The following is a 24,547-nucleotide window of genomic DNA, read 5'->3' on the forward strand; positions in this document are numbered from 1 at the left end:
GAGATTTAACAGGTGGCAAAATCGCGATCGCCAATCAGTGTTGGACGGGTGTAATTTCAGCTATTCAGTCATTATGAGGGTTATGACATTTTTGGTGGGGGTGCTAAAATCTGCTTCTAGCATCAAAATGAGAATTGCTGGTTGATACTTGGCGATGGATTTGGTAGCATGGCGGCGGAAAAAATGTGCTTATTATGGGCAAACCACAAATCTCTGTCGGAATTCCCTAGTTCCTCACCAGACCAAACCTCTAACCCCCAGAATCTGCTAAGTTACCTAGTAAATCAGTAGCGACTACACTGGTAGAAACCAAAGTGAAGAAGAAGTCAGAGATCCAAATTTTCCTAGCTCACGCTAGTGAGGATAAACCAGCAGTTTTGGCACTGTATAACCGCCTCAAGCAAGCGGGGTATAAACCTTGGTTGGATGAAGAAGACCTGATTGCGGGGCAAATTTGGCGAGATGAAATTCCGAAAGCGATTAAAGCTAGTCAGATTTTTCTGGCCTGTCTGTCAGCGAAATCGGCTAAACAGGGATACATCCAACGGGAGTTGAGGATTGCACTTGATATCTTGGGAGAGATGCTACCGGGGACAATTTTTTTTATCCCCATGAGGTTAGAAGAATGCGAAATTCCTGATCTGCGAAGTGCAGAAGTTGGCTTGAATCTGCGAGATATTCACCGGCTTGATTATTGGAAAGAAAACGGATTTGAGCAACTAGAAAGAGCAATTACCTATCAATTCAAGCTTGAACCAGAAGAGCCAATACAACCGGGAATCGTTCCAGAAGAGCCAAAACAACTGTTATCAGTATTTAACTTTGAGATCGTGCGAGTAAATGCGAAGGGTGAGCAAATCAAAAAAGAGTCGAAGCAGTCCCAATATTTCAGCCAAGATTTGGGCAACGACATCACCCTAGAAATGGTCGCCATCTTGGGGGTAACATTCACAATGGGTTCACCAGCCGGAGAAGGATATGATTATGGGGAACCCCAACATCAGGTCACTGTTCCCCCCTTTTTCATGGGTAAATATCCCATCACCCAAGCGCAGTGGCAAGCGATCGCCTCCCGTACCGACTTAAAAGTTAAACAAGACCTTGAACCCAATCCAGCCTATTTTAAAGACCGTCCCGATAGCGATCGCCGTCCCGTGGAACAAGTTAGTTGGTACGATGCGATCGAGTTCTGTGCGAGATTATCAAAACTAACGGTTCGGGAATACCGACTACCGAGTGAAGCGGAATGGGAATACGCTTGTCGTGCTGGAACGACCACCCCGTTTTACTTTGGGGAAACCATTACCGGGGAATTAGCCAACTACAATGCCAGTAATACCTACGCCGACGAACCAGAGGGAGAATATCGAGGACAAACGACCCCCGTGGGACAGTTTCCCCCCAATGCCTTCGGGCTGTACGATATGCACGGCAATGTCTGGGAATGGTGTTTAGATCCGTGGCACGACAGCTATCAGGGTAAAACGCGGACCGATAGCGAAGTTTGGGATGAAGAACAAAGCGCGGAGCAATATTTACTTGATAAAAATAATGTTATACAACTATTAAGTGATAAAAGAATGAGGGTACTACGCGGCGGTTCTTGGGGCATCACTCCGTGGGTCTGTCGCAGTGCGAGTCGTCTCAGGTACTACCCCGTCAACCGCAACTTCAGCAACTTCGGTTTTCGAGTTGTCTGCCGCTTCCCCAGGACTTGATTTCCCTTTATTCTTTTCTCTTTTTCCCTTTTCCGGCGATTTTTTTTATCGCTCATAGTACATATAGACTATTCTTGATACTGTAGAAGAGAACTCTCTAACCCTTTTTCTCTTTTTTCCCTTTTTACCCTCATTCCCTATTTTTTCTCTTTTCCTTTCTTTCCTGCCCTTAGGCGGGTCGATTTTTTTGGGAAAATTGGGGTTAATGTTAAATTTTATACTAAATCCGGTTATTAAAAACTGATTATTTATTCCCCTTTTTGTCGTTTGCATGAGTAGAAAACGGGTTTCTCCGAGAAACCCGTTTTCTGTGCATTACTCAACGGATTGAAAAATTAGGTAAAACCCCACATCCTGCCCCCACGAAAAACTTTTTCAGCATACCCTAAATACTGGCTTTCTCTCTTCAATGGCTGATTCCGCGAAGTTGCTCCAGAAGTTGATCAAGAATGTCTTCCATCTCTTCCGGGCTTCTGCCCATCCTGACCGGTCCGCGCAGAAACTCTTTAACCGTTATCTTTTTATCGCGAAAGTCACGGACAAAATTATAGATTTTTTCGGTGGATTGAACTTGTAATTTCATCTCCTCTAGCATTTGCTCAATCGGGTCGATGCCATCCTTCTCACGAGCGCGACTGGCCTTCACCATCTCGCCTTCCGGGGTATTTCGCACCGAGCGCAGTTCTCTTTTCAGGTTCTCGTATTGCTTTTTGAGTAGTTCGTTATTGGTTTCAACCCTCTCGCACTGTCGTTTGAGGTCGCTTTCCGATGAGCCTTCAACCTCGAAAGAGTCTCCCATTTGATGCTGTCGTTCGATTTCGAGCAGTCTGGCAATATCTCCCTCTTTATAGGCACGGTTGACTTCCTTCATAATCTCGTTGTGACGCATCCGAGTTTCGGGATCCGTAACCTTGTCGGGGTGAAAAATCTCAGCCATTCTCAGGAAAGTGCGGCGTATTTGTCTAGATTCAGGAGATTTAGGCGAGCTTTCAGGTGATATCTCTGCTCCATCATCGTGACGGCCATAGGAGTCTTCCCCAGAGAAGAAATCCTGCGCGGATTGCTCCGATGATCCTTCTGGTTCTTCGTCTCCGAAAAGTTCGTCCAGTTCTTCATCTCCATCCTCAAATTTCGGGCTAATCACCCCCGTTAACTGAAGTGTCTGGTAAATTCCGAGAATCCTTTTTTTTGTCTGCTGCCCCAATTTTCTAGCAGTGAGGATTTCGTCAAAAAGGGCGTGTATTTCGCGGTCGAGGTCGGTAAGTTTTTGATAGAGGGGTTGCCCTCTCTGAAAAATCTCCGTCGCCAGGGAACGCATCTGGTCGAGGAATTTCTTCAGTTCGTTGCGCTTTCTGCCAATCTGCTTGAGGAGCCACTGATGCTCCTCCTCTAAAGCTTGGAAACGAAAATGTAGGGAAGAGAGCGCCAAGGAAGGTGAGGTGGGCGAATCAGAGGAGTTCGGTGATTTCGGCTTTTTAGATCTGGTCATTACTTTGGGGTGAAAGCATATTGTCCATTCTACCAAGCCGGAAGGAGCCGCATTCCTAAAACTCACCCTTGGCTCATTTTATTGTTTCTCCTATCTCCGGCGCTCCTGCGGAAACCTTTTTCGGCAAGTCCACAGACAGGCTTAAGTGCCTAGAAACTAGATATATCAATGGTCTTAATTAATTCTTATCAATCGAATTAAATTTTTGTAAATAAAATTCTCGATCGGATTAATTATTTTTTCCAAATTCCGCTAGACTTATTTAGTAAGTTCAATTGAGACTCAATATTCCATAGCTAAATTTCTATAGCACCGGCTAGAGGGAAAGTTTAGCGAGGGATTCCTTTCCCGATAATTCAGCACACATACTTGCTTTAGCAGCAGGCAGGAGAATTCCATGTCCAATTTTTCGAGACGGAAATTTTTAACCACGGCGGCAGTTTCAGCGGCAGGGGCTGTTGTCCTCAAAGGTTGTCTGGGTAATCCCCCCGACAGTACGGGTGGAACTGCCAGCACTACACCCGCTTCCCCGGTTGCTTCTCCCGTCGCCATCGCCCCCGAACAAGCTCCTGAAACCACCAAAATTAAATTAGGTTATATTCCTATCGTTGAGGCCGCACCTTTAATTATTGCCAAGGAAAAAGGCTTTTTCGCTAAACACGGGATGCCCGATGTGGAAGTCTCCAAACAAGCAAACTGGGGATCCGCTAGGGATAACGTCGAAATTGGCGCAGATGCGGGCGGAATTGACGGGGGACAGTGGCAAATGCCCATGCCTTACCTAATTTCCGAGGGACTAATCACCAAAAATAACGTTAAAGTCCCCATGTATGTGTTAGCGCAGTTAAACACCCAGGGTAACGGAATTGCGATCGCAAGTAAACACGAGGGCAAAAATATCGGTTTAGACCTGAAACCCGCCAAAGATTACATCCTCGGCATGAAAACGACGGGAACTCCCTTCAAAGCCGCCTATACTTTCCCGAAAGCTAACCAAGACTTCTGGATTCGTTACTGGTTAGCCGCCGGTGGTATTAACCCCGATACGGATGTTAACCTAATTGCGGTTCCTGCCGCCCAAACCGTGGCCAACATGAAAACGGGAACCATGGATGCGTTTAGTACCGGCGATCCTTGGCCGGCGCGAATTGTGGCTGATCAGATCGGTTTTATGTCAGCTTTAACCGCAGAAATCTGGCCCTATCACCCGGAAGAATACCTCGCTATCCGCGCCGATTGGGTGGATAAAAACCCGAAAGCCACCAAAGCGGTGTTAAAAGCAGTCATGGAAGGGCAGCAATGGCTAGATCAAGAGGCAAATCGAGCAGAAGCGGCGGCAATTCTCGCTAAACCGGCTTATTTCAACCTCAAAGAAGAACTTATCGCCGGTCCCCTCAAAGGAATACAGAAAATGGGTGACGGTAAACCGGAAATCACCGACAAAAATAAAGGGGTTTTCTACTGGAAAGATCCTGCTGGTAGCGTTTCCTATCCCTACAAGAGTCATGATCTCTGGTTTTTAACCGAAAGTGTTCGTTGGGGTTTCTTGCCGAAAGAAACTTTAACCACTGCCTCAGCATTAATCGACAAAGTTAACCGCGAGGATCTTTGGAAAGCGGCAGCTACAGAATTAGGAGTTGCCGCGGCCGATATTCCCACCAGTACCTCCCGCGGTGTCGAAAAATTCTTTGATGGCAAAACTTTTGACCCCGCTAATCCCCAAGCTTATCTCGATAGTTTGGAGATCAAAAAATAGCGAGTTTTTCCCGGTAGGCTAGGGTCATAAAATATCTAGTCTATTAATCCCAAAAGTGTTTTCTTCTCTCCCCAATCAAGTAACTTTATCTTCAACAAAGGAAAACGGCAAAATGGCAAGTAGCGTCAGCAGAAAAAGTAACGGTGGTTTCAACTTCGGTAAATTCTGGAAAAAGCATTCCCAAGATATTCTTCCCCCTATTATCGGTACCTTGGGTTTTCTGATTGTTTGGCAATTAGTTTCGATGCTGGGATTAATCAAATTACCCCCCCCATCCGACCTAATCACCAATGAACGGACTCGTACTTATTTAATGTATCCTTTCTTTGATCGTGGAGGTATTGATAAGGGACTATTCTGGCAAACTTTAGCGAGTCTGCAACGGGTATTAATCGGTTATTTTTTTGCCGCAGTGGTGGGTATTGGAGTGGGGATTATGGTCGGTTTAAATTCTTTCTTAAATAAGGCACTCGATCCCCTTTTTCAATTCCTGAGAACAGTTCCTCCTCTCGCTTGGGTTCCCCTATCTTTGGCCGCTTTACAACAAAACCAACCTGCCGCTTTATTCGTTATCTTTATTACCGCAGTTTGGCCGATTTTGATCAATACTACCGTCGGTGTCCAACAAATTCCCCAAGACTATATCAACGTTAAACAAGTCTTGCAATTGTCCAGCAAAAAATTCTTCTTCAAGATATTAATTCCCTCGGCACTTCCCTACATCTTCACTGGTTTGAGAATTGCGATCGGTTTAGCTTGGTTAGCGATTATCGCCGCTGAAATTGTTATGTCGGGTATCGTCGGTATCGGTTTCTTTATCTGGGATGCCTACCAAAATAACTACATCAGTGATATTATTCTCGCGCTGTTTTATATCGGTGGTGTGGGTTTATTACTCGATCGCTTTATGGCTTGGTTGCAAAATCAAATCGTTCGTCAATAGGGGATAAATGGGGAAAATTTCCCCATTGATAAATAACTGAAACTTGAGGAAATTTAAGGAGAAAAAACTATGAGTTTGTTTGTCGCTGTCGATAACATTGATAAGGTCTTCCCCCTCAGTGGTGGCGGTGAATATGTGGCCTTGAAAGGGATTAATTTACAGATCAAAAAAGGGGAATTTATCTCCCTCATCGGTCACTCTGGTTGCGGAAAATCTACCCTCTTAAACATGATCGCTGGTTTAGACTTGCCCACGGAAGGAGTGGTGACTTTGCAAGGTCAAAGCATTAAAAAACCAGGGCCAGATCGCATGGTAGTCTTCCAAAACTATTCCCTTTTGCCCTGGTTAACCGTCAAAGAAAATATCACTCTGGCCGTCGATCAAGTTCTCGCTCAACTATCAGAAACCGAAAGAAAAGCCGAAGTCGAAAAATATATCGATCTGGTCAATCTTCGTCATGCAGTGGATAAACGTCCCAACGAATTATCGGGGGGGATGAAACAACGGGTAGCGATCGCTCGCGCCCTAGCCATCCGTCCGAAAGTGCTACTTTTAGACGAACCCTTTGGCGCGTTAGATGCCCTGACTAGAGGTAATCTACAGGAACAGTTAATGCAGCTGTGCGAAGAATACGAAATGACCTCGGTAATGGTGACGCACGATGTGGATGAAGCGGTGTTATTATCCGATCGCATCGTCATGCTCACCAACGGTCCTGGCTCAAAAATTGGCGGTATTTTGGAAGTAGATATCCCCCGTCCCCGCAAACGCATGGAAGTGGTAGAACACCCCAGTTACTACAGTCTCCGGAGCGAAATTATCTATTTCCTCAACCAACAAAAACGGATCAAAAAACTGCGCGCTCGCAAGGTCGAAGTTATTGCCCGTCACGGTTTAGAAAAAGTCAATCTAGAAATCGGTTTTGTTCCCCTCACCGCTTGCGCTCCCCTAGCAGTGGCCAAAGAAAAGGGATTCTTCACTAAACATGGTCTAGATGAGGTGAATTTAGTCCGGGAAACCAGTTGGCGAGGCATTGTGGACGGGATCGCGGGGGGATTCCTCGACGGGGCGCAAATGCCCTCAGGAATGCCCACCTGGTTAACCGTCGGTGGTTATCAGGATCAACCTTTGCCGATTGTCAGCGCCCTGACTATGACTCGTAACGGTAACGGTGTCACCCTCGCTAAACGCTTCTATGACGAGGGAGTGATTGACGGTAATGCTTTAAAACAGATGCTATTGGAATCCCGGGAACAGCGCCATATTTTTGGCATGGTTCACCCCTCCTCCATGCACAATTTGCTCCTGCGTTACTGGTTAGCAGCCTCTGGTATTGACCCGGATAAAGATGTTCACCTCGAAACTATTCCCCCGGCCCAAATGGTAGCTGACCTGAAAACCGGCAGTATTGACGGTTACTGTGTCGGTGAACCCTGGAATCTACGGGCCGCCATGGAAGGTATCGGTTACACCGTCGCTACCGACTTAGAAATCTGGCAGGGCCACCCGGGTAAGGCCCTGGGAGTCCGGGAAGATTGGGCCAATAAATACCCTAATACCCATGTCGCTTTAGTCAAAGCACTGCTGGAAGGTTGTCGCTACTGTGCCGAGGAAGGGAATCAGGAAGAAATTCGTCAAATCCTCGCCAGTCGTCAGTACCTTAGTACCAATATCGATTATATCCAACTGGGTGATCCCAACTCCTACGCGTGCAGTCTCGATCAACCGATGAAAGAATATGCACACCATCTGTTCTATGGAGAAGGGGTAAATCGTCCCAGTCGTACCGAACACCTCTGGATGATGACCCAAATGGCGCGCTGGGGCCACATTCCTTTCCCCCGTAACTGGGTAGAAATTCTCGAACGCGTCTGTCGGGTGGGTGTCTTTAGTACCGCGGTCCGGGAATTGGGTCTAGGGGATATTAAATATCGTCGCACACCGATCCTTTTATTCGATGGTATCGAGTTTGATGCCGAGGATCCGATCGGTTATCTCAATAGTTTAGAGATCAAACAAAACATCACCATGGCCGAAGTGGCTATTGATGCTCGTCCTACTGCGGTGGAACCCCGTAAAATCGCCTAACCAGAGGTAAAAGGGGAGAAAATCTCCCCTTTTACCTCTAAAATATGATCCCATTGGATTAAGCCCTGCAACTCTGCCACTTTCTACCTGTCTTTCGACTTTTTAGCGACTATAATTATGTACACCACTACCGACACAATTAACCGAGCAACCCAGACCCCCACTAAAGAAGCTTTTGTCACCATTGAAGGAGTTTCTAAGGTTTACCCCACTGCTAGAGGCCCCTACACCGTCCTCAAGGACGTTAATCTCAGCATCAATGAAGGTGAATTTATCTGCGTGATCGGTCACTCTGGTTGCGGTAAATCGACGCTATTAAATATGGTGTCGGGTTTTTCTTCTCCCACCGATGGCATTGTTAAAGTTAACGGTAAGAAAATTACTAAACCCGGTCCCGATCGCATGGTAGTGTTTCAAAACTATGCTTTATTGCCTTGGTTAAGTGTTTTTGAAAATGTCTATCTCGCGGTAGATGCGGTGTCTCCCAATGCCCCGGAAGCGCAAAAACGCTCGATCGTGCGCGAACATTTAGCTATGGTGGGTTTAACCGAAGCTATGGATAAAACCCCTCCCCAAATCTCCGGGGGGATGAAACAACGGGTTTCGATCGCTCGCGCTCTTTCTATCCGTCCCGAAGTGTTGATTCTTGATGAACCTTTCGGCGCTTTGGATGCGATTACCAAAGAGGAATTACAGGAAGAATTGCTGAAAATCTGGCAAGATAAACGCTGTACGGTGTTGATGATTACCCACGATATCGATGAGGCTCTTTTCCTCGCTGATAAGCTGGTGATGATGACCAATGGACCGGAAGCAAAAATCGGCGAAGTGATGAATATTCATTTCCCCCGTCCCCGCGATCGGGAGAGAATTATGGAGGATCCTGAATATTATCGTCTGCGTAACTATGCCCTCGACTTCCTCTATAATCGTTTCGCTCACGATGATGTTAGCTAGATGTGAGCATTTGTATTAGTTTGGGGTGCGGTTGACTTAATAGCGATCGCACCTAGACTTTTTTTCTAGGGAAACCTTCTTCAAGTAAAATTATTTCTAAGTAGGGTCTGCTCAATAAATCTAAAAACCTTGTTGGGTAAGACTTTTAGACTTTTTTTACCTCAAAAAGTGCCAACCCTGGGAGTGGTCGGGGGGAAAATTCAGGGACTTTTTCCCCGAAAATTAGGTAATTGACCCTCTGAAAACGGGTAAAACCCCACACCCCACACCCCACACCCCAACCCCCAACCCCCAACCCCCACGAAAAACTTTTTCAGCAGACCCTAAATAGAAGAATTAGCAATCAAATACAATAATAATTTTTACTTTTTACTTAATTGATCATGCTCAAACAGATACGGAAACTACTTATCAATTTCGGTCAACAATGGCGCGATGAAAATTTCATGAGGTCGATTCATACCATTGAAAACCTAGTTTCTAAGGTTTTATCCGTAGCTTTAATTGTTGTTATTCTTGTTTCTCTTTATGATCTGGTAGTTATCCTAATCAAAGATTTATTTACTACGGAACCCGTCGGTTTTTTTAGCAAAACTTTAATTGAAATCTTCGGTTTATTTCTCAATATTTTGATCGCCTTAGAGTTATTAGAAAACGTCACTGCTTACTTAAGAAAACACATCGTACAGGTTGAATTAGTTGTAGTTACTGCCCTGATTGCCATCTCTCGAAAAATTATTATTTTTGATCCCAATAAATACAGTAAAGATGATTTAATTGCCCTCACCGTGGGAACCTTAGCTTTAGCGGCAAGTTATTGGTTAATCAGAAAAGTTAATCACGATAATCGTTCTTGAAGTAGTTATTAAGTACCCAGACAGAATTAATCACACCAAATTCGATTATTAAAGACTGATTATCTATTGCAAGAGTGCCTATTTCCTATCCTGATATGTAGCCTATACTCAACGGATTTAGTATTAACTTTGTCCAATTACTGATTAGGGAAAGGGGTAGATTTAGAAAACCTAACCCTTCCAAATATTTACTCGACTCTGGAAATATTACCCGCTTTAATCCAACCTTCGCGACCATCGGACAGACGTATGCGCTGCCATTGGCCATCGCTGCTGGTTCCCACCACACTGACCTTAGTATTATAATCCAGACCGCCGAGACGAGTCGATTCACTGGTAGGTTCAGAGCGCAGACTTAAACCGCTTTGCCATGTCACCCGCGCTTGATAACCGGACGATGTGGCTTCTCTTTTTCTTGCTTCGGGACTGGGTTTCGGGGAAGCTTTTGGTGCTGGTGCAGCTTTGGGAGACTCCTTCACCTCAGCTTGGGGTTGTTCTTGGACGGGAGTAGTAGGGATGGGTTTAGCAGCTTTTTCCTCCTTAGTTTCCTCTTTTTTCTCCTCGGTAAAGACGGGTTTAGGAGGATTAGAATTCATACCAGAGAGCAGCATATAGGCGACAGCAGTAGCCCCACCGACCAAAATCGCCACTCCCATGACAAAACCGAGCATAAATTGCAATAAACCAGATAAACGCTTCATATTGGTGCTAAATTAACTGCTAGAATTAACATTAAAACGATCATCGCGAGAGGCTAGACGAGCTTTACCGGACTTAGCCCAATCCTGTAGAAATTGAATCTGTTCTTGGGCAGTGCGAGCTAGGGGGATAATCTGACTAGCGGCCTCAAGCACATCATCGGTGCTAAAGTCGCGATTTTGACTAAAACCGATGTGCATCGCTTCCACGATGGTTTGTTCGATTTCTGCCCCCGAAAAATCGGGAGTTTCGTAGGCTAATCGCTTTATATCATAACTTTTCAGATTATGGGGCCGAACTTTCCCTAAATGAACGCTAAAAATCTCCTCGCGGGACTTTTGGCTAGGTAGTCCGACAAAAAATATCTCATCGAAGCGTCCTTTTCGCAACATTTCCGGGGGCAAAGATTGGATGTTATTAGCTGTAGCGACGACAAAAACCGGCGATTGTTTCTCGGCTAACCAAGTGATAAAAGTCCCGAAAACCCGGCTGGTGGTTCCCCCGTCGCCTTTTCCATCCGCTCCGGCGAAAGCTTTATCGATTTCGTCTATCCACAGCACACAGGGAGCTAAAGCTTCGGCGAGATTAATCATCTGACGGGTACGCGATTCCGATTCTCCCACCAATCCGCCAAATAAACGCCCCACGTCTAGACGCAGTAGGGGTAAGTGCCAATGATGGGAAATAGCTTTCGCTGTCAGGGATTTACCCGTCCCTTGAATTCCCACCAATAGTAAACCCCGGGGATTGGGTAAACCGTAGGCGCGAGCGCGTTCACTAAAAGCACCACCGCGACGAATCAGCCAATCTTTGAGATTATCTAGGCCGCCGATGTCAGAAATCTGCTCTGTGGCGGGATAAAAGTCTAATATCTGGGTTTGACGAATCGATTGGCGTTTTTCTGCCAAAATTAATTCCACGTCCTCTGGCTCAATTTTGCCGTGACTGGCTAAACATTTGGCTAAAACCCGACGAATTCTCTCTAGGGATAATCCTTGGGCAGAAAGCACTAATTCATCGAGGAGTGGTTCTTTGAGGGGTTGTCCGGTGGCAGCGATTAATCGCTGGATTTCCTGTTTAATTTCTTCGCCACTGGGGAGGGGAAAATCGACGACGGTGATTACTTCGGTTAGATCCGAGGGGATAGACAGTTCGGGAGCGACGATAATTAGGTTTTTGGGCTGAGATTTCAGGGAACGGGCCAGATTTCGCAATTTTCTGGCGATGGAAATATCTTCTAGAAAGCGCTGGAAATCGCGTAAAATTATGATTGCGGCGATGTTAGGCGGCAGCTTTTCGACGAATTCAAGAGCTTGGAGGGGATTACGCCGAGCAAAGTTCTCGTTATTGGGATTATCTTGATAACCATCCACGAAATCCCAGACATAGACAGCACGGTTATTGCTCTGTTTGGCAATATCGGCGATCGCTTTTTCGAGACGTTCTTCTTCTAGGGTGGTAACATAGATGAGAGGATAACGGGCCCGCAGCAGTAATTCAAATTCTTCACCAAAGCTCATAGCTATTCGTCTATAGTTTTTGCTATTTATATCTTCATCACAAAATATAGCAGTTAGCCGTCTATTGGATATTTTAGTACAAATGCTCGGACTTGTGTTCTAAATGTTCCACAAGTGCTTCGCCATCGTTCCGCTTATCTTAATGAGACCCCTGTTTAATCCTATTTTTTTACCCCTTAAGTATTTCTATCTATTTCTAAAGTTAGATGCTCCCGTGTTTTATTAAATGTATGGTAGAAGCATCTTGCCTTAGTCGGGATTAACCTTCTGTTAACTAAATTAACATCTTTTTAATTAGATTAAGCTTTAGTTAATTAAATTAAATTGGCCTACCGGGGGTGACAAAAGTTAGTCACTGGTTCGCCGCTTCTTTGCTGTCAATTAATTTCAGCCTTTATCACAACCATTCCACAGGGGGGGTTAAATTCGTGTTTAAACTAGCTTCAGACTTTTTATCTTTAGATTTTCTCCGCCAACAAAATCAGAAAAATAAGCCAGAAAGTCAATTTAGCTCTTTGCCAATTTCTCAAATCACGAAAGAGGGTAAAGTTTTAGCGATAATTCTCCGACGAGAGTTTAACCAAGAGGGGATTCATTTCCTAACTCCCGATGATTTTTCCCAACAGTTGGCCTATATGAGACACCCGACGGGAAAAAGTATTATGCCCCACGTTCATAACAAAGTACAACGGGAAGTATTTTTTACCCAGGAAGTCTTAATTATCAAAAGAGGAAAACTGCGGGTAGATTTCTATGATGACGACCAACAATATCTAGAAAGTCATATATTGAGAGATGGGGATGTGGTTTTATTGATACAAGGTGGCCATGGTTTCCAAGTCTTAGAAGAACTAGAAATGATTGAAGTCAAACAGGGTCCCTACGTTGGTAATAAGGATAAAACTCGCTTTACAGGAATTGAGGAAACTGTGGTTAAAATGGCGGGAGCAGAGATAGCATGAGTAGCTTTATTCCCGTCAATGAGCCACTACTTGCGGGCAAGGAAAAACAGTATCTTAACGAATGTATTGATAGCGGTTGGATTTCTTCGGAAGGTCCCTTCGTTCAGAAATTTGAAGAAAATTTTGCCCTCGCTGTTGGGCGAAAGTATGCCGTTTCCGTGTGCAATGGTTCTATGGCCTTAGAAGCGGCCATCGTCGCTTTAGGAATTGGTTCGGGGGATGAGGTGATTCTCCCCACTTTTACCATCATTTCCTGCGGAGCTGCCATTGTCAAAGCCGGGGCGATTCCCGTGGTGGTGGACTGCGAAGCGCAGACTTGGAACATGGATATCGGACAGATAGAGGCAAAAATCACGCCCCGCACTAAAGCGATAATGGTGGTTCATATCTACGGATTACCAGTGGCAATGACTCCAGTTTTAGAATTAGCTCAAAAATACGGTTTAAAAATTATTGAAGATGCGGCTGAAATGCACGGTCAAACCTATCAAGGTAAACCCTGTGGTAGTTTCGGTGATATCAGTATCTTTAGTTTCTATTCCAACAAACATATTACCACTGGGGAAGGGGGCATGATTGTCACCAACCAAGAGGATATTTTTGAGCGTTGTCGTTCCCTGAGAAATTTATATTTTCAGCCCCAACGACGTTTTATTCACGAAGAACTGGGCTGGAATCTGAGGATGACTAATCTGCAAGCGGCAGTGGGTTTAGCACAATTAGAACAGCTAGAAACTTTTGTCCAGCGCAAGAGAAAAATGGGCAGACGCTACAGGGAATTATTGCAAAATATCCCCTGTCTAGAATTGCCCCTACCTCAAACCGATTATGCCGAAAATATTTATTGGGTTTATGGTGTTGTTCTCAAAGATGAGGTTAACTTTGATGCTATGGAAGCGATGAAACGCCTCAGAGAACATCAGATTGGTACGCGTCCTTTTTTCTGGTGTATGCACGAACAACCGGTATTTCACAAAATGGGATTATTGCAAAATGTTTCCTGTCCCGTGGCTGAAAGACTGGCGCGCAGGGGTTTTTATCTGCCTAGCGGTTTAGCTCTCACGGACGAGCAAATTGAGCGAGTAGCCCAAGCAGTTCAGCAAGTTTTTGCTGAGGCTGAGTAGGGATGAAAAATTGATGAAAATTTTTTGAATAAAAACCGACTTTTATGATAATTGGCACGGAATTTTTATCTTGGGTAGTAATTGCCTCTGGTTGCTTTTATTCCCTATATCTATGTATTTCAGTTCCCAAGGATGTTTTTTTTAATGGCGATGGAGCGCTGAAAGCTTTACTAGCTCGTCAGCTAAGTAATGGTCAATGGCGATTTGACTTAGTTGAGCGCGCAGAAGCTTGGGTTACTCGTCTTTGGCAAGAGGGTTTATACAGTTATCGCCCCCCTTTTGTCTACTACTTAAATCAACGTTATTATATCTCTTTTCCTTTTCCCTTCTCTTTGCTAACTTCCCTTTTTTATAAACTTTGGGGTTATCGGGGGTTTTACTTGATTCCCCTCCTATCAACTTGGGTATTGTGGCTCAGTTTTTCGAGAGCAATTCCCGCTTTTTCCCTGGACAGTTGGGGGGGTCTTTTGGGATTAGTTATTTTGATTTTTGCTTCTCCCTTAACTCTATACAGTGCCATATATTGTGAACATACCCTCGCTGTCGCTTTAGGATTTTTGGGAATTGTTATCGCTTTTTTTCTACCCGATACAGCTAATAGTGGCTGGCTGCCCAATTTATTAGGCGGATTTCTAGTGGGTTTATCAGTATGGTTCCGCTCGGAATGTCTGGCCCTAGTGGCAACTTTAACTTTATTAGTTTTCTTGGGTTTAACTCCAGAACAAACCTCAATTTTTGCTTGGTATTCAACCGAGCAAAATCTTAATTTTTCTGAATTTCTGCTAACTAATCGAATAGCTTTTAGTTTTGTGCTAGGCATGATTGTTATTGTGTTTTTACTGTGGTTATGCAATAAGTTAATTTATAATCGTTTTCTCGGAGTTCACGCTCTGTTAGTCCTTGAGGAGTTTTCTTGGAAGAAACGTATTCAAGAAGCTCTGACCAGTTTTTATCAGTTAAATAGCTCTTTTTTGCTGCATTTTCCTATCTGTATAATTCCCTTAGCTTACTTGCTCACTTGGAGCGGTCAACAATTGAATTTTGTCAAGGATATTCCCGTAACTTTAATTAGTGTAACGGCGATTATCATCTTGGCTGTTCTCGTCAATCTTCGCCAGCAAGGAATGGTCAAAACCAAGGCGTTAGTCAAGGACAATATAATTTACTTCCTGATACTTTTAGCCAGTTGTTATATATTTGACATCGCAAATATATCTCTAGATAAACAAATGCTTTTTGTCTATGCTCTCTATTTTATCTACACAGTAGGGGTGTCTTGTTTAGTCGATATTGCCCCGGGAGAAGTCATGGTGGGAGGGAAACAATGGGGACCGAGATATTTATTGCCTCTTATCCCCTTTGTTACCTTATTAACGGTGGAACAAGTAAAAATTATAGGAGCGAACCAAGAAGTTTTACTAGCCAAGGGAAGCTTGGTTTTACTGTTAATCTTACTGGCAATAGGTGTCTATAAAAACATTTATCAAGGTGGAGAATTTTTCTATAAAACCCATCAGGGGATAGCACCAGCTATCAAAAGCATAGAAGAGAATCCTAATTCTATTGTTGTCTTCTCTCATCAATACGCGGCACAAGTTTTGGGTTTTGGTCTGGAGAAACAAAAAACTTTCTTCCGCGTGGAAGATAGTCAAGCCATGGTTAAACTATGCCAAGAATTAGTCAGTCAAGGATTGTCTAGTTTTCCCTACGTTTGCTATCCCTATCGCCCTTGTCAACTCTTAGAATCCCCACCGGAAGAACTGGAATTTAGCCAAGATGGACAAAAGTTTCAAATTGGCATAAATCGCTCTGGAATCATTGGTAAATATCCTTTCTATGAAATAGTTATATCTGCTTCTGAGACAGGGTTACTAGCCAAAAAATCCGAGGATAAGCCAACAATTACCCCAGCAGCTAATGATTTAGTCTGTACGATTTTACCCACTTATAACGAGCGAGATAATATTAGTCAATTAATTGAACGTTTACTAGCTAGTGTTCCTAGTCCTTATTTAGTGCTAGTGGTGGATGATAATTCTCCCGATGAAACTTGGCAGATAGTAGAAGATTTAGCCAAACAATATCCCACTCCTCCCCAAGATTCGCAATTCCAATCGGGGGTAATTTTGTGTCGCAGAATCAACGAGAAAGGGTTAACTTCGGCTCTACAAAAAGGTATTGACGACGCGATTAATCTGTATGGGGCTAAAATTATTACTTGGATGGATTGTGATTTGTCTATGCCTCCAGAAGATGTGCCGCAATTAATCACAGCAATTCGAGCTAAAAAAGCTGATATGGCCCTAGGTTCTCGTTGGATTCCGGGGGGTGATGATGTTGCCCACGGACTGATGGCCCGGATGTTAAGCTGGATTATTAATCGCATGGCCATCGTGATGCTAGGCAATCAAGTTCACGACTATACCAGTGGTTTTATTGCCGTTCGTTCTGAGGTTTTAGAAAAAATTCGCTTAAAGGGAGATTATGGAGAATACTGCATTGATTTATTAACCCGTGCCAATCGTTTAGGTTATAAGTTAGTGGAAGTTCCTTATCTTTGCGTTCCCCGCATTTATGGTGAGAGTAAAACTGGAATTAATCTCTGGGATTATTTGTCAAAAGGACGTAAATATGTGGGAACTATTTGGCAATTGTGGCAGGAAAGATAAGACAATTATCTCTTTTTTGAACTAGAATTAGTTATTCTCTAGTTGTCCTCTGGTTCTTCAACTCTAGGAGCTAAACTTATGAAGAAAATGTTTACTTTTTGGCCTTGGTTAGCTACCGTTGGGGTGGCCTGGTCTTTGGGTTTTTTTTATAACGTATACTACGGGGGTGAATTAAAGTGGCTCCTACAAATGTACGAACAAAAAGTATCTTTTGCCAAGCAGATAGATGCACCGAGACGAATAATTTTTGCGGGGGGGTCGGGAGTACAATATAGTATTAACTCTCAATTCCTCGAACAGGAGCTAAAAATACCAGTTTTTAACTTTGGTTTACAGGGAGATTTGGGATTAAATGTCATTTGCCCAATTATTTTAGAGCAGGTACGTCCGGGGGATATAGTTGTTCTCAGTCCTGAATATTTGATGTTACTGGATGATGATGGTATTGGTTATGGTGATGGTTTATTTGGTTCGGTTCCCTTTGGTGTTGCCATTGGAAAACCGGGTTTAGGAAATATACCCTTAGAACAATTAGTTTCCGAGACTTGGTTAATGGGAGTTCCTAGTTTAGGCGCTATAGTAAAAACTGCTGTTGATGTTATACAAACAGGAAAAGCTAGGGGTTATTTATCAGATCCAATCACAGAAAAAGGAGATCCTACCGTAGTCAAACATCGTACAGGTAAATGGAAATGGTGGGCTAGAACATTTGATCGACCTGTTTCTCAACACTCCCTCAAACGCATCGCTCAATTTCAAGAGGAGTTAAAAGCTAAAGGTGCTGATTTAGTAGTTTCTCTCTCTTGGGTTTATGCTAAGACCGATGGAACCACTGTCAAAAATGTTAAAAAAACTATTGAAGAATTGTCTAATATAGTACCTTTAATCTACGATCCAAAAACTCTTAATCTGCAAACAGATTCTAGTTTATTTGCCGATACCCATGAGCATTTATTACCAGAAGCAAGAATAAGACGCTCTAAGGAACTGGTGCAACAACTACGTCCTATAATTCAGGGAAAAACTCCTCAAAATCATCGAATTATTCCTATTCTCAATCGATAATTTAAAAGTCGATCGACTTTTTGTACTAGCAGTAATTTGGGATGGAGATAGCAGGGAATTGATTTAACCAGCAAAATTACCGTAAATTTCCCTTAATTTATTCAATTTTAATTTTTGGAATTGTTTTTCCTTCAATAAAGGTTCTTTTACTCTCGGATGTTCCTGACTCTTTTTCTTGATATTTTTAACTCCTTCTTCTCCTAATTGATTAGATATTTTGAGAATTTTAAAACTATATTGATAATCTAATCCCACAGCTACTGCCGCATTTTTGATTGTCCATCCTCAAGATATTTTACCTAACCAGTGCCATCTTTTTGTTGCCCCCGAATCTTGACTTGCTCTCTATCTATCTTTCAGTTCCTCTGAACTTAGATGTGCGGATAAGTACGCTTTCTTGGGCATTTTATCTCCTCGTCCTTACTCGTCTTACTATAGGATTTGCTATTACCCCTCGCTCAAATTTGTGCTACTATGGAAGGTAATATCGAGGATTTAATTTCTTTGTCTCCTAGGGCTAGTCATTGGAAAAACCTTGATAATTACTACAAAAAGTCATGAAGATAAGCTGAAATATTCCTCGTTTATAATTATTATGTATGAATAATGTTATTAACCATGATCGTTTATTTAAGGAATTAATTTCGACTTTTTTTGTTGAATTTATTCAGTTGTTTTTCCCTGAGATTATCAATTATTTAGAGCCTAATCAGATCACATTTTTAGACAAAGAAGTCTTTACCGATGTCACGGAAGGAGAAAAGTATGAAAGTGATTTAGTCGCCCAAGTGCAATTTCGAGGACAATCATCATTTTTCTTAATTCATCTAGAAGCACAGTCTAGCTCTCAACCGGAATTTAATCGGCGAATGTTTACTTATTTCGCTCGTCTGCATCAAAAATTTGCCTTACCAGTTTATCCGATTGTCATATTCTCCTATGATCGTCCGCAAAAAGAAGCAATTCGTCAATACAAAATTGAGTTTCCTGACTTAAAAGTGTTAGAATTTAACTATCAAGTTGTCCAGTTAAATCGCTTGAATTGGCGAGATTTTCTCAATCAAGATAATCCCGTCGCCGCCGCTTTGATGGCCAAGATGAAAATTGCCGCTCGGGATAGAGCAAAAGTTAAGGCAGAATGTCTAAGATTATTGGTGACATTAAGATTAGATGCTGCTAGCTAGAATGCAATTGATTTCAGGCTTTGTCGATACCTATCTCAATCTCAACTCGTCCGAGGAGATAGAATTTCAACAGGAGATTAGCACATTTATTCAACCCGAACAGGAGGGAGTTATGCAGATTACCACCAGTTGGATGCGCCGCGGTTTAGAACAGGGTTTAGAACAGGGTTTAGAACGGGGTTTAGAACGGGGTTTAGCAAGAGAAAGAAATCTAATTGTTCGTCTGATTAAACGTAAGTTAGGAGATATTGATGTGGATATAGAGAGTCGGATTATGACCTTGAATATTGATGATCTGGAACGAGCGGGGGAAGCTTTATTTGATTTTTCGACAGTGGAGGATTTAACTAATTGGTTAAATGCTTTAGATGCTTAGTATTTTTCTCTTAAACTTCACAGAAGGCTGGGTATGGGTATGAGTATAAGCTTTGAAAATGCTATCCAACAAACTCAAGATTTACTAAGTCAAATTGAGTTTTTAGATGCCAAGACAATCACTCAGAAATTTACTGAGTTAGTCTCAACAGAAAATGGAGCTAGAGGTTTTTTTGTTACTTACTTAACCAGCGATTTATCCCATAGGGAATATCCTAGTTTAGAAGTAATCACTGCTTTAAAAACTTCCCCGATATTTGTCAATGAATTATTAGTCAAAAATCTGGCTATGTCCACGGCAATGGTCATCTATCATCGCAGTCAAGGAGATAAAGAAAACGCCCAAGGTTCTGAGAAAGTCCAAGAAAAAACTGGTCAACTAATTAAGCAGTTATTATCGCCAGCCTTGGGGAAAAAATTACAACAATTAGCCACCAGTTTAAACACGGGACAAGGAGAATATCAAGCCTTTCTAGAGCGCTGGGGATATGACAATTACCAACGTCAAGCGATCGCAGAAATTATTCAACCTTTTCTTCAGTAACTAGCGAATTTCGGGCCAAAGCTTTGGCCCGAAATAGGGAGCGATCGGTTCGAGCAATTAACTCTTTTACCTCTTGTTTGCTGCTAAAATGGCTTATTTAAGCAAATCCCCAGCAAAGGCGTTAGCCTAGGGGGGTTTTGGCATAGCCGCAACAAAATCAAGGCATTTAACCACTGTACTGGTATTTCTTAGTCAACTTCTAGGAGCTAAAACCCCAAGCCGATGATGGGATTTGAACCCACGACCAATTGATTACGAATCAACTACTCTACCACTGAGCTACATCGGCACATTGCCAATTTCCGATTATATCACGGACAATAGATACAGAGCTAGAAAAATTTTTTTATGAGCAAATCCCCTCGACTCGATCCCCAAAAATACGCGCGCTTGAAAGCGGAAGCAGCCAATCCCTACCGAGGGCTGCGGCAGTTTCTCTATCTCGGTTTAGGTGCTTCTGGTTTTATCGGTGCGGTGGTTTTTCTGGCCCAATTAGCGGCAGCAAGGGACGTAGCCACCGCTTTACCCAATTTTGCCCTACAAACTGGTGTGGTGGCCCTGATGATTTGGTTATTTCGTCGGGAAAAAAAAGCTCAGGGTTGAGGGAGTAGCGACTGATAGCCAAAACGGTCTCTTTCCCCGGAGAATAAAAGTTAACATTAACTCCAGTCTTTTCGTGTTATGATGAGGGGGAGAGTCAAGATTAGTGTTCAAGTTCGTTTTCAGTATTAATCCGGTAAGTCTTTTACTTTAGTATTGTTCGGCTTCTCCCTGAATTTTGTGTCTCCACACCGTTTCGAGTATTGATCGAGGATTCAAGTATTATGTCTATTTTTGTTGGTAATCTCTCTTACGAGATTTCCCAAGAGGATCTAAACGACGTTTTTGCAGAGTATGGCAAGGTTCAAAGGGTTCATATTCCCGTTGACAAAGAGACAGGCCGCAAACGCGGTTTCGCCTTCGTGGAAATGGAAAGTAAAGCCCAGGAAACCGCCGCAATTGAGGCACTGGATGGTGCTGACTGGATGGGACGATCAATTAAAGTTAACCAGGCGCGCGATCGGGAAGAGCGTGCGCCCTTCAATGGTGGTGGTGGTGACAGAAAAAAACGCTATTAAGCTTTTTTTTGTGAATAATTGTGGGAGGGTGGACAGCGTTCACCCTTTTTTGTCGGCAATTGCGATCGCAGATCCGCTCAAAACCAATAGAAATCTAAATGTCTGAGTCTCTCCAAAAGGTAACAAGTAAACTATAAGGGATATCGTCATCAGATTCTGAGCGGCGATCGACTCCCGAATATATGGACAACAAAAACTCATGGAGACAACCTCTACCCTAGCTGATGGGCGTGAAGCACTTCAATGCCCCACCCTAATTGAAGACGATCGCACGGGCATGAGTCCCGAAACCCTAAAACGGGCTTTTCTGGACAATCTGTTTTATTTGCAAGGGGTTAACCGCACCAATGCTAGTCCCTACAATTACTATGTCGCCCTTGCCTACACCGTTCGCGATCGCCTGCTGCGTCGTTTTCTGAAATCCACCGACACCTACAAACAAGAAAAAGTTAAACTCGTCTGCTATTTCTCCGCCGAATTCCTCATGGGGCGGTATTTAGGTAATAATCTCGCTAATTTGGGTATTTATGACCTAATCAAAGAGATGATCGAGGAATTAGGTCTTGATTTTGAGGAAATTATCGAACAGGAACCAGATCCCGGCCTCGGAAACGGCGGTTTAGGGCGTTTAGCAGCTTGTTTCCTCGATTCCCTCGCTTCCCTAGAAATTCCCGCCATCGGTTACGGTATCCGCTACGAATTTGGCATTTTCCATCAAATCATCCAAGACGGTTGGCAGGTGGAAATCCCCGATAACTGGCTACGCTTCGGCAATCCTTGGGAATTACCCCGTCCCGATGAAAGTGTGGAAGTAAAACTGGGTGGCCGGACGGAAATCTATCACGATGATAAGGGACAAGAACGAGTACAATGGCTGCCGGAACGTCGGGTTTTAGCCATTCCCCACGATACCCCCGTCCCGGGTTACAAAACCAACACGGTTAACGCTTTGCGTCTCTGGAAAGCAGAAGCGAGTGAATCGTTTAATTTTGAGGCTTTTAACGCTGGGTTATACGATCAATCCGTGGCTGAAAAAATGGACGCGGAAACCATTTCTAAAGTCCTTTATCCCAACGATAACACCCCCGCCGGTCGCGAATTACGTCTCGCCCAACAATACTTTTTTGTGGCCGCTTCCCTGCAAGATTTAATTCGCATTCACCTAAAAAGCCACAAAAATCTGCAAAACTTCCACGAAACCGCCGCTATTCAACTGAACGATACTCACCCCGCCATTGCGATCGCTGAGTTAATGCGTTTGTTAGTGGATGAAAACGGCTTAGAATGGTCAAAAGCTTGGACAATTACCCAAAAAACCTTCGCTTATACCAATCATACCCTATTGCCGGAAGCCCTAGAACGTTGGTCGGCGGATTTACTCGGTAAACTGCTACCCCGACATCTAGAAATTATCTACCTGATCAATCACTTTTTCCTCGATGATGTGCGGACTTGGTTTCCCGATAACGAGGAATTATTGGGCAAATTGTCGATAGTTGAAGAAGCTGGTTGGGGTAATAAACAAATTCGCATGGCTAATTTAGCCTGTGTGGGTAGTCACTCGATTAACGGAGTTGCCGCTTTACACACGGAGTTACTGCAAAAAGACACCCTGAAAGAGTTTGCCATGCTCTGGCCGGAAAAATTCTACAATAAAACCAATGGTGTCACCCCGCGCCGGTGGATTTTATTGAGCAATCCCCAATTATCGGCACTATTTACCGAAAAAATCGGCGATGATTGGTTAAAAGACCTGAAGGAATTGCGAAAACTGGAACAATACCTTGATGATCCCGCATTCCGTCAGCGTTGGTATGAAATTAAACAGGCGAATAAGGCCGATTTAGCGGCTTATATGCTGAAAACCCGCAATATCGAGGTGGATGTTAATTCGATTTTCGATGTGCAGGTAAAACGGATTCACGAATACAAACGCCAACATCTGGCAGTTCTGCACATTATCGCCCTTTATAATCGCATTAAACAGAACCCTCAGATCGATATCGTGCCGCGCACTTTTATCTTTGGTGGTAAGGCAGCTCCCGGTTACTTTATGGCGAAGTTAATTATTAAGTTAACTAATGCTGTAGCTGAAATTGTTAATAAGGATCCTGATGTCAGAGGTCGTTTAAAATTGGTTTTCCTGCCTAACTTTAACGTTTCTTTGGGTCAACGCATCTATCCAGCAGCGGATCTTTCCGAACAGATTTCTACGGCGGGTAAGGAAGCTTCCGGAACTGGTAATATGAAGTTCGCTATGAATGGCTCCCTCACCATTGGGACTCTGGACGGCGCTAATATCGAAATTCGCGAGGAAGCAGGGGCAGAAAATTTCTTCCTTTTTGGCTTGACAGCAGAAGAAGTTTATGCTAAGAAGGCACACGGTTATGAACCGATGAGCTATTACAAAAATAATCGCGAATTGAAGGGAGTGATCGATCGAATTAAGAGTGGTTATTTTAGCCATGGTGACACGGAATTATTCAGGCCGATCGTTGATTCTCTCCTCTACGATGACCAGTATATGCTTTTAGCTGATTATCAATCCTACGCTGATTGTCAGGAACAGGTAAGTCAAGCTTATCGCGATCGGGACAAGTGGACGCGGATGTCGATTCTTAACTCGGTTCGTATGGCCAAATTCTCTAGCGATCGCACAATCTGGGAATATTGTCAAGAGATTTGGAAAGTTAATCCGGTCAAGATTAGTTTAGAGGATTAAAAAACTCGGTCAAGTTCGGGTTTAGTCTTTGACTAGCCCGAATTTTGGAACCGTGTACCCAAAAATGCTTTGTGAAAAGGATGAAATTTAAGTAGTTAGGTGTTAAAAACTATCAGTTTCCCCCCTTATCAAGGGGGGATTAAGGGGGGATCGGCACCCCCCTTATCAAGGGGGGATTAAGGGGGGATCGAACCCAAAATCTATCTTCAATTTAATTCTAACCAGCTACTTATTATTCTTTGCTATCCAAAAACTGGGTCAATACTTTTGAGTTTTAGGGTGAATGATTCGGGGAGCTTTTTTATTATGAGGAAAAATAGAAATGTCAGTGATAATTGAACAAAACCTAGTGGTTTGTTTCAGCTAATTTGGTGTATTAGAAAAATGCTATAAATTCTATAATCTAATACTTTAAGCCGAAATCTATTGCCCTATTTTAGCTGAAACAGTCCACTAGGGGAAATTTTAGCTCAAATTAATCACAAATTAGAGAATTTACAAAAAGATATTACAGACATCAAAATTGACTTAACAGAAGCTAAGGGGGAAAGACAGGTATTAAAGGTGGAAATCGATAATCTGAAGCAAGATGTTAAGGCGATTAAAAGTTCACAACAGGCTCAAATTTGGACATTAATTGGTATTTTAATTACGGCGGTAGGAGGGTTTTTAGTGGCAGTGGGTAGGTTTGTTATTTCGGGTAATCCTTAATTGCAATACCGTCTAAACTATGATTGAGAGTGATTGAATGATCGAC

Annotated in this window: 19 protein-coding genes, 1 tRNA gene and 1 pseudogene; 16 read left to right on the forward strand and 5 right to left on the reverse strand. The window is 43.2% G+C overall.

Features of this window, described 5'->3' with window-relative positions:
* Positions 1-314: 314 nt before the first annotated feature.
* Positions 315-1,718: an SUMF1/EgtB/PvdO family nonheme iron enzyme gene (locus tag IM479_RS13380; protein ID WP_287684458.1), complete on the forward strand. Its 1,404-nt coding sequence runs from the start codon at positions 315-317 to the stop codon at positions 1,716-1,718.
* A 406-nt stretch (positions 1,719-2,124) separates the two neighbouring features.
* On the opposite strand, the gene IM479_RS13385 is transcribed toward IM479_RS13380, so the two are convergent.
* On the reverse strand, positions 2,125-3,207 hold the full coding sequence (locus IM479_RS13385) for a molecular chaperone DnaJ (RefSeq protein WP_287684457.1): 1,083 nt from the start codon (positions 3,205-3,207) through the stop codon (positions 2,125-2,127).
* 397 nt (positions 3,208-3,604) lie between these two features.
* Here IM479_RS13385 and IM479_RS13390 point away from each other — a divergent pair, with 397 nt between their 5' ends.
* The 5 genes from IM479_RS13390 to IM479_RS13410 all read left to right on the forward strand — a co-directional run bounded on the left by IM479_RS13390 (position 3,605) and on the right by IM479_RS13410 (position 9,808).
* Positions 3,605-4,963, forward strand: coding sequence for a CmpA/NrtA family ABC transporter substrate-binding protein (locus tag IM479_RS13390; RefSeq protein ID WP_287075959.1), 1,359 nt, complete (start codon positions 3,605-3,607; stop codon positions 4,961-4,963).
* 112 nt (positions 4,964-5,075) lie between these two features.
* Positions 5,076-5,906, forward strand: coding sequence for a nitrate ABC transporter permease (gene ntrB, locus IM479_RS13395; protein WP_286825572.1), 831 nt, complete (start codon positions 5,076-5,078; stop codon positions 5,904-5,906).
* Positions 5,907-5,975: 69 nt separating this feature from the next.
* Entirely contained in the window at positions 5,976-7,994 is a 2,019-nt protein-coding gene (locus tag IM479_RS13400) for an ABC transporter ATP-binding/substrate-binding protein (protein ID WP_286825573.1), read from the forward strand.
* 117 nt (positions 7,995-8,111) lie between these two features.
* Complete coding sequence (locus IM479_RS13405) at positions 8,112-8,951, forward strand: nitrate ABC transporter ATP-binding protein (protein WP_287684455.1); 840 nt, start codon at positions 8,112-8,114, stop codon at positions 8,949-8,951.
* A 383-nt stretch (positions 8,952-9,334) separates the two neighbouring features.
* A complete protein-coding gene (locus tag IM479_RS13410) occupies positions 9,335-9,808 on the forward strand; it encodes a phosphate-starvation-inducible PsiE family protein (RefSeq protein WP_002773326.1) in 474 nt (157 codons plus the stop codon).
* Positions 9,809-9,996: 188 nt separating this feature from the next.
* Here the strand turns inward: IM479_RS13410 and IM479_RS13415 are convergent, their stop codons facing one another.
* Together IM479_RS13415 and IM479_RS13420 are read right to left on the reverse strand one after the other, a co-directional pair.
* Complete coding sequence (locus tag IM479_RS13415; protein WP_287684454.1) at positions 9,997-10,509, reverse strand: SH3 domain-containing protein; 513 nt, start codon at positions 10,507-10,509, stop codon at positions 9,997-9,999.
* 12 nt (positions 10,510-10,521) lie between these two features.
* Entirely contained in the window at positions 10,522-12,027 is a 1,506-nt protein-coding gene (locus IM479_RS13420) for a Ycf46 family AAA ATPase (protein WP_287684452.1), read from the reverse strand.
* A gap of 428 nt (positions 12,028-12,455) precedes the next feature.
* Between IM479_RS13420 and IM479_RS13425 the strand changes: the two genes are divergently transcribed.
* The 4 genes from IM479_RS13425 to IM479_RS13440 all read left to right on the forward strand — a co-directional run bounded on the left by IM479_RS13425 (position 12,456) and on the right by IM479_RS13440 (position 17,847).
* Positions 12,456-12,989, forward strand: coding sequence for a cupin domain-containing protein (locus IM479_RS13425; RefSeq protein WP_287684451.1), 534 nt, complete (start codon positions 12,456-12,458; stop codon positions 12,987-12,989).
* Positions 12,986-14,113 (forward strand): DegT/DnrJ/EryC1/StrS family aminotransferase, encoded by a 1,128-nt coding sequence (locus tag IM479_RS13430; RefSeq protein ID WP_287684450.1) that lies wholly within the window; start codon positions 12,986-12,988, stop codon positions 14,111-14,113. The genes IM479_RS13425 and IM479_RS13430 overlap by 4 nt, the downstream gene beginning before the upstream one ends.
* A 44-nt stretch (positions 14,114-14,157) precedes the next feature.
* Positions 14,158-16,782, forward strand: coding sequence for a polyprenol monophosphomannose synthase (locus IM479_RS13435; protein ID WP_287684449.1), 2,625 nt, complete (start codon positions 14,158-14,160; stop codon positions 16,780-16,782).
* A gap of 78 nt (positions 16,783-16,860) precedes the next feature.
* Positions 16,861-17,847 (forward strand): hypothetical protein, encoded by a 987-nt coding sequence (locus IM479_RS13440; RefSeq protein WP_287684448.1) that lies wholly within the window; start codon positions 16,861-16,863, stop codon positions 17,845-17,847.
* A 63-nt stretch (positions 17,848-17,910) separates the two neighbouring features.
* Here the strand turns inward: IM479_RS13440 and IM479_RS13445 are convergent, their stop codons facing one another.
* Positions 17,911-18,102, reverse strand: a complete 192-nt coding sequence (locus IM479_RS13445; RefSeq protein WP_287684447.1) for a hypothetical protein — start codon at positions 18,100-18,102, stop codon at positions 17,911-17,913.
* A 344-nt stretch (positions 18,103-18,446) separates the two neighbouring features.
* Between IM479_RS13445 and IM479_RS13450 the strand changes: the two are divergent.
* Positions 18,447-19,407, forward strand: a pseudogene (locus IM479_RS13450) (Rpn family recombination-promoting nuclease/putative transposase).
* A 39-nt stretch (positions 19,408-19,446) separates the two neighbouring features.
* The gene (locus tag IM479_RS13455; RefSeq protein WP_287684446.1) at positions 19,447-19,950 is read left to right on the forward strand and encodes a sll1618 family protein; all 504 of its coding nucleotides are present in this window, start codon (positions 19,447-19,449) and stop codon (positions 19,948-19,950) included.
* A gap of 217 nt (positions 19,951-20,167) precedes the next feature.
* On the opposite strand, the gene IM479_RS13460 is transcribed toward IM479_RS13455, so the two are convergent.
* Positions 20,168-20,239, reverse strand: a tRNA-Thr gene (locus IM479_RS13460).
* Between the two features lie 59 nt (positions 20,240-20,298).
* Here IM479_RS13460 and IM479_RS13465 point away from each other — a divergent pair.
* The 4 genes from IM479_RS13465 (at position 20,299) to IM479_RS13480 (ending at position 24,501) form a co-directional block, all read left to right on the forward strand.
* On the forward strand, positions 20,299-20,553 hold the full coding sequence (locus tag IM479_RS13465; protein ID WP_286825580.1) for a DUF3493 domain-containing protein: 255 nt from the start codon (positions 20,299-20,301) through the stop codon (positions 20,551-20,553).
* Between the two features lie 221 nt (positions 20,554-20,774).
* Positions 20,775-21,068, forward strand: a complete 294-nt coding sequence (rbp, locus tag IM479_RS13470) for an RNA-binding regulator (RefSeq protein WP_286825581.1) — start codon at positions 20,775-20,777, stop codon at positions 21,066-21,068.
* Positions 21,069-21,267: 199 nt separating this feature from the next.
* Positions 21,268-23,790 carry a glycogen/starch/alpha-glucan phosphorylase gene (locus IM479_RS13475; RefSeq protein WP_287684445.1) on the forward strand — a complete coding sequence of 841 codons (2,523 nt, stop codon included), beginning with the start codon at positions 21,268-21,270 and terminating at the stop codon, positions 23,788-23,790.
* 462 nt (positions 23,791-24,252) lie between these two features.
* Complete coding sequence (locus IM479_RS13480; protein ID WP_287684459.1) at positions 24,253-24,501, forward strand: hemolysin XhlA family protein; 249 nt, start codon at positions 24,253-24,255, stop codon at positions 24,499-24,501.
* The last annotated feature ends 46 nt before the right edge of the window (positions 24,502-24,547 follow it).

It is taken from the genome of Microcystis sp. M165S2 (assembly GCF_020245885.1).
GTDB lineage: Bacteria > Cyanobacteriota > Cyanobacteriia > Cyanobacteriales > Microcystaceae > Microcystis.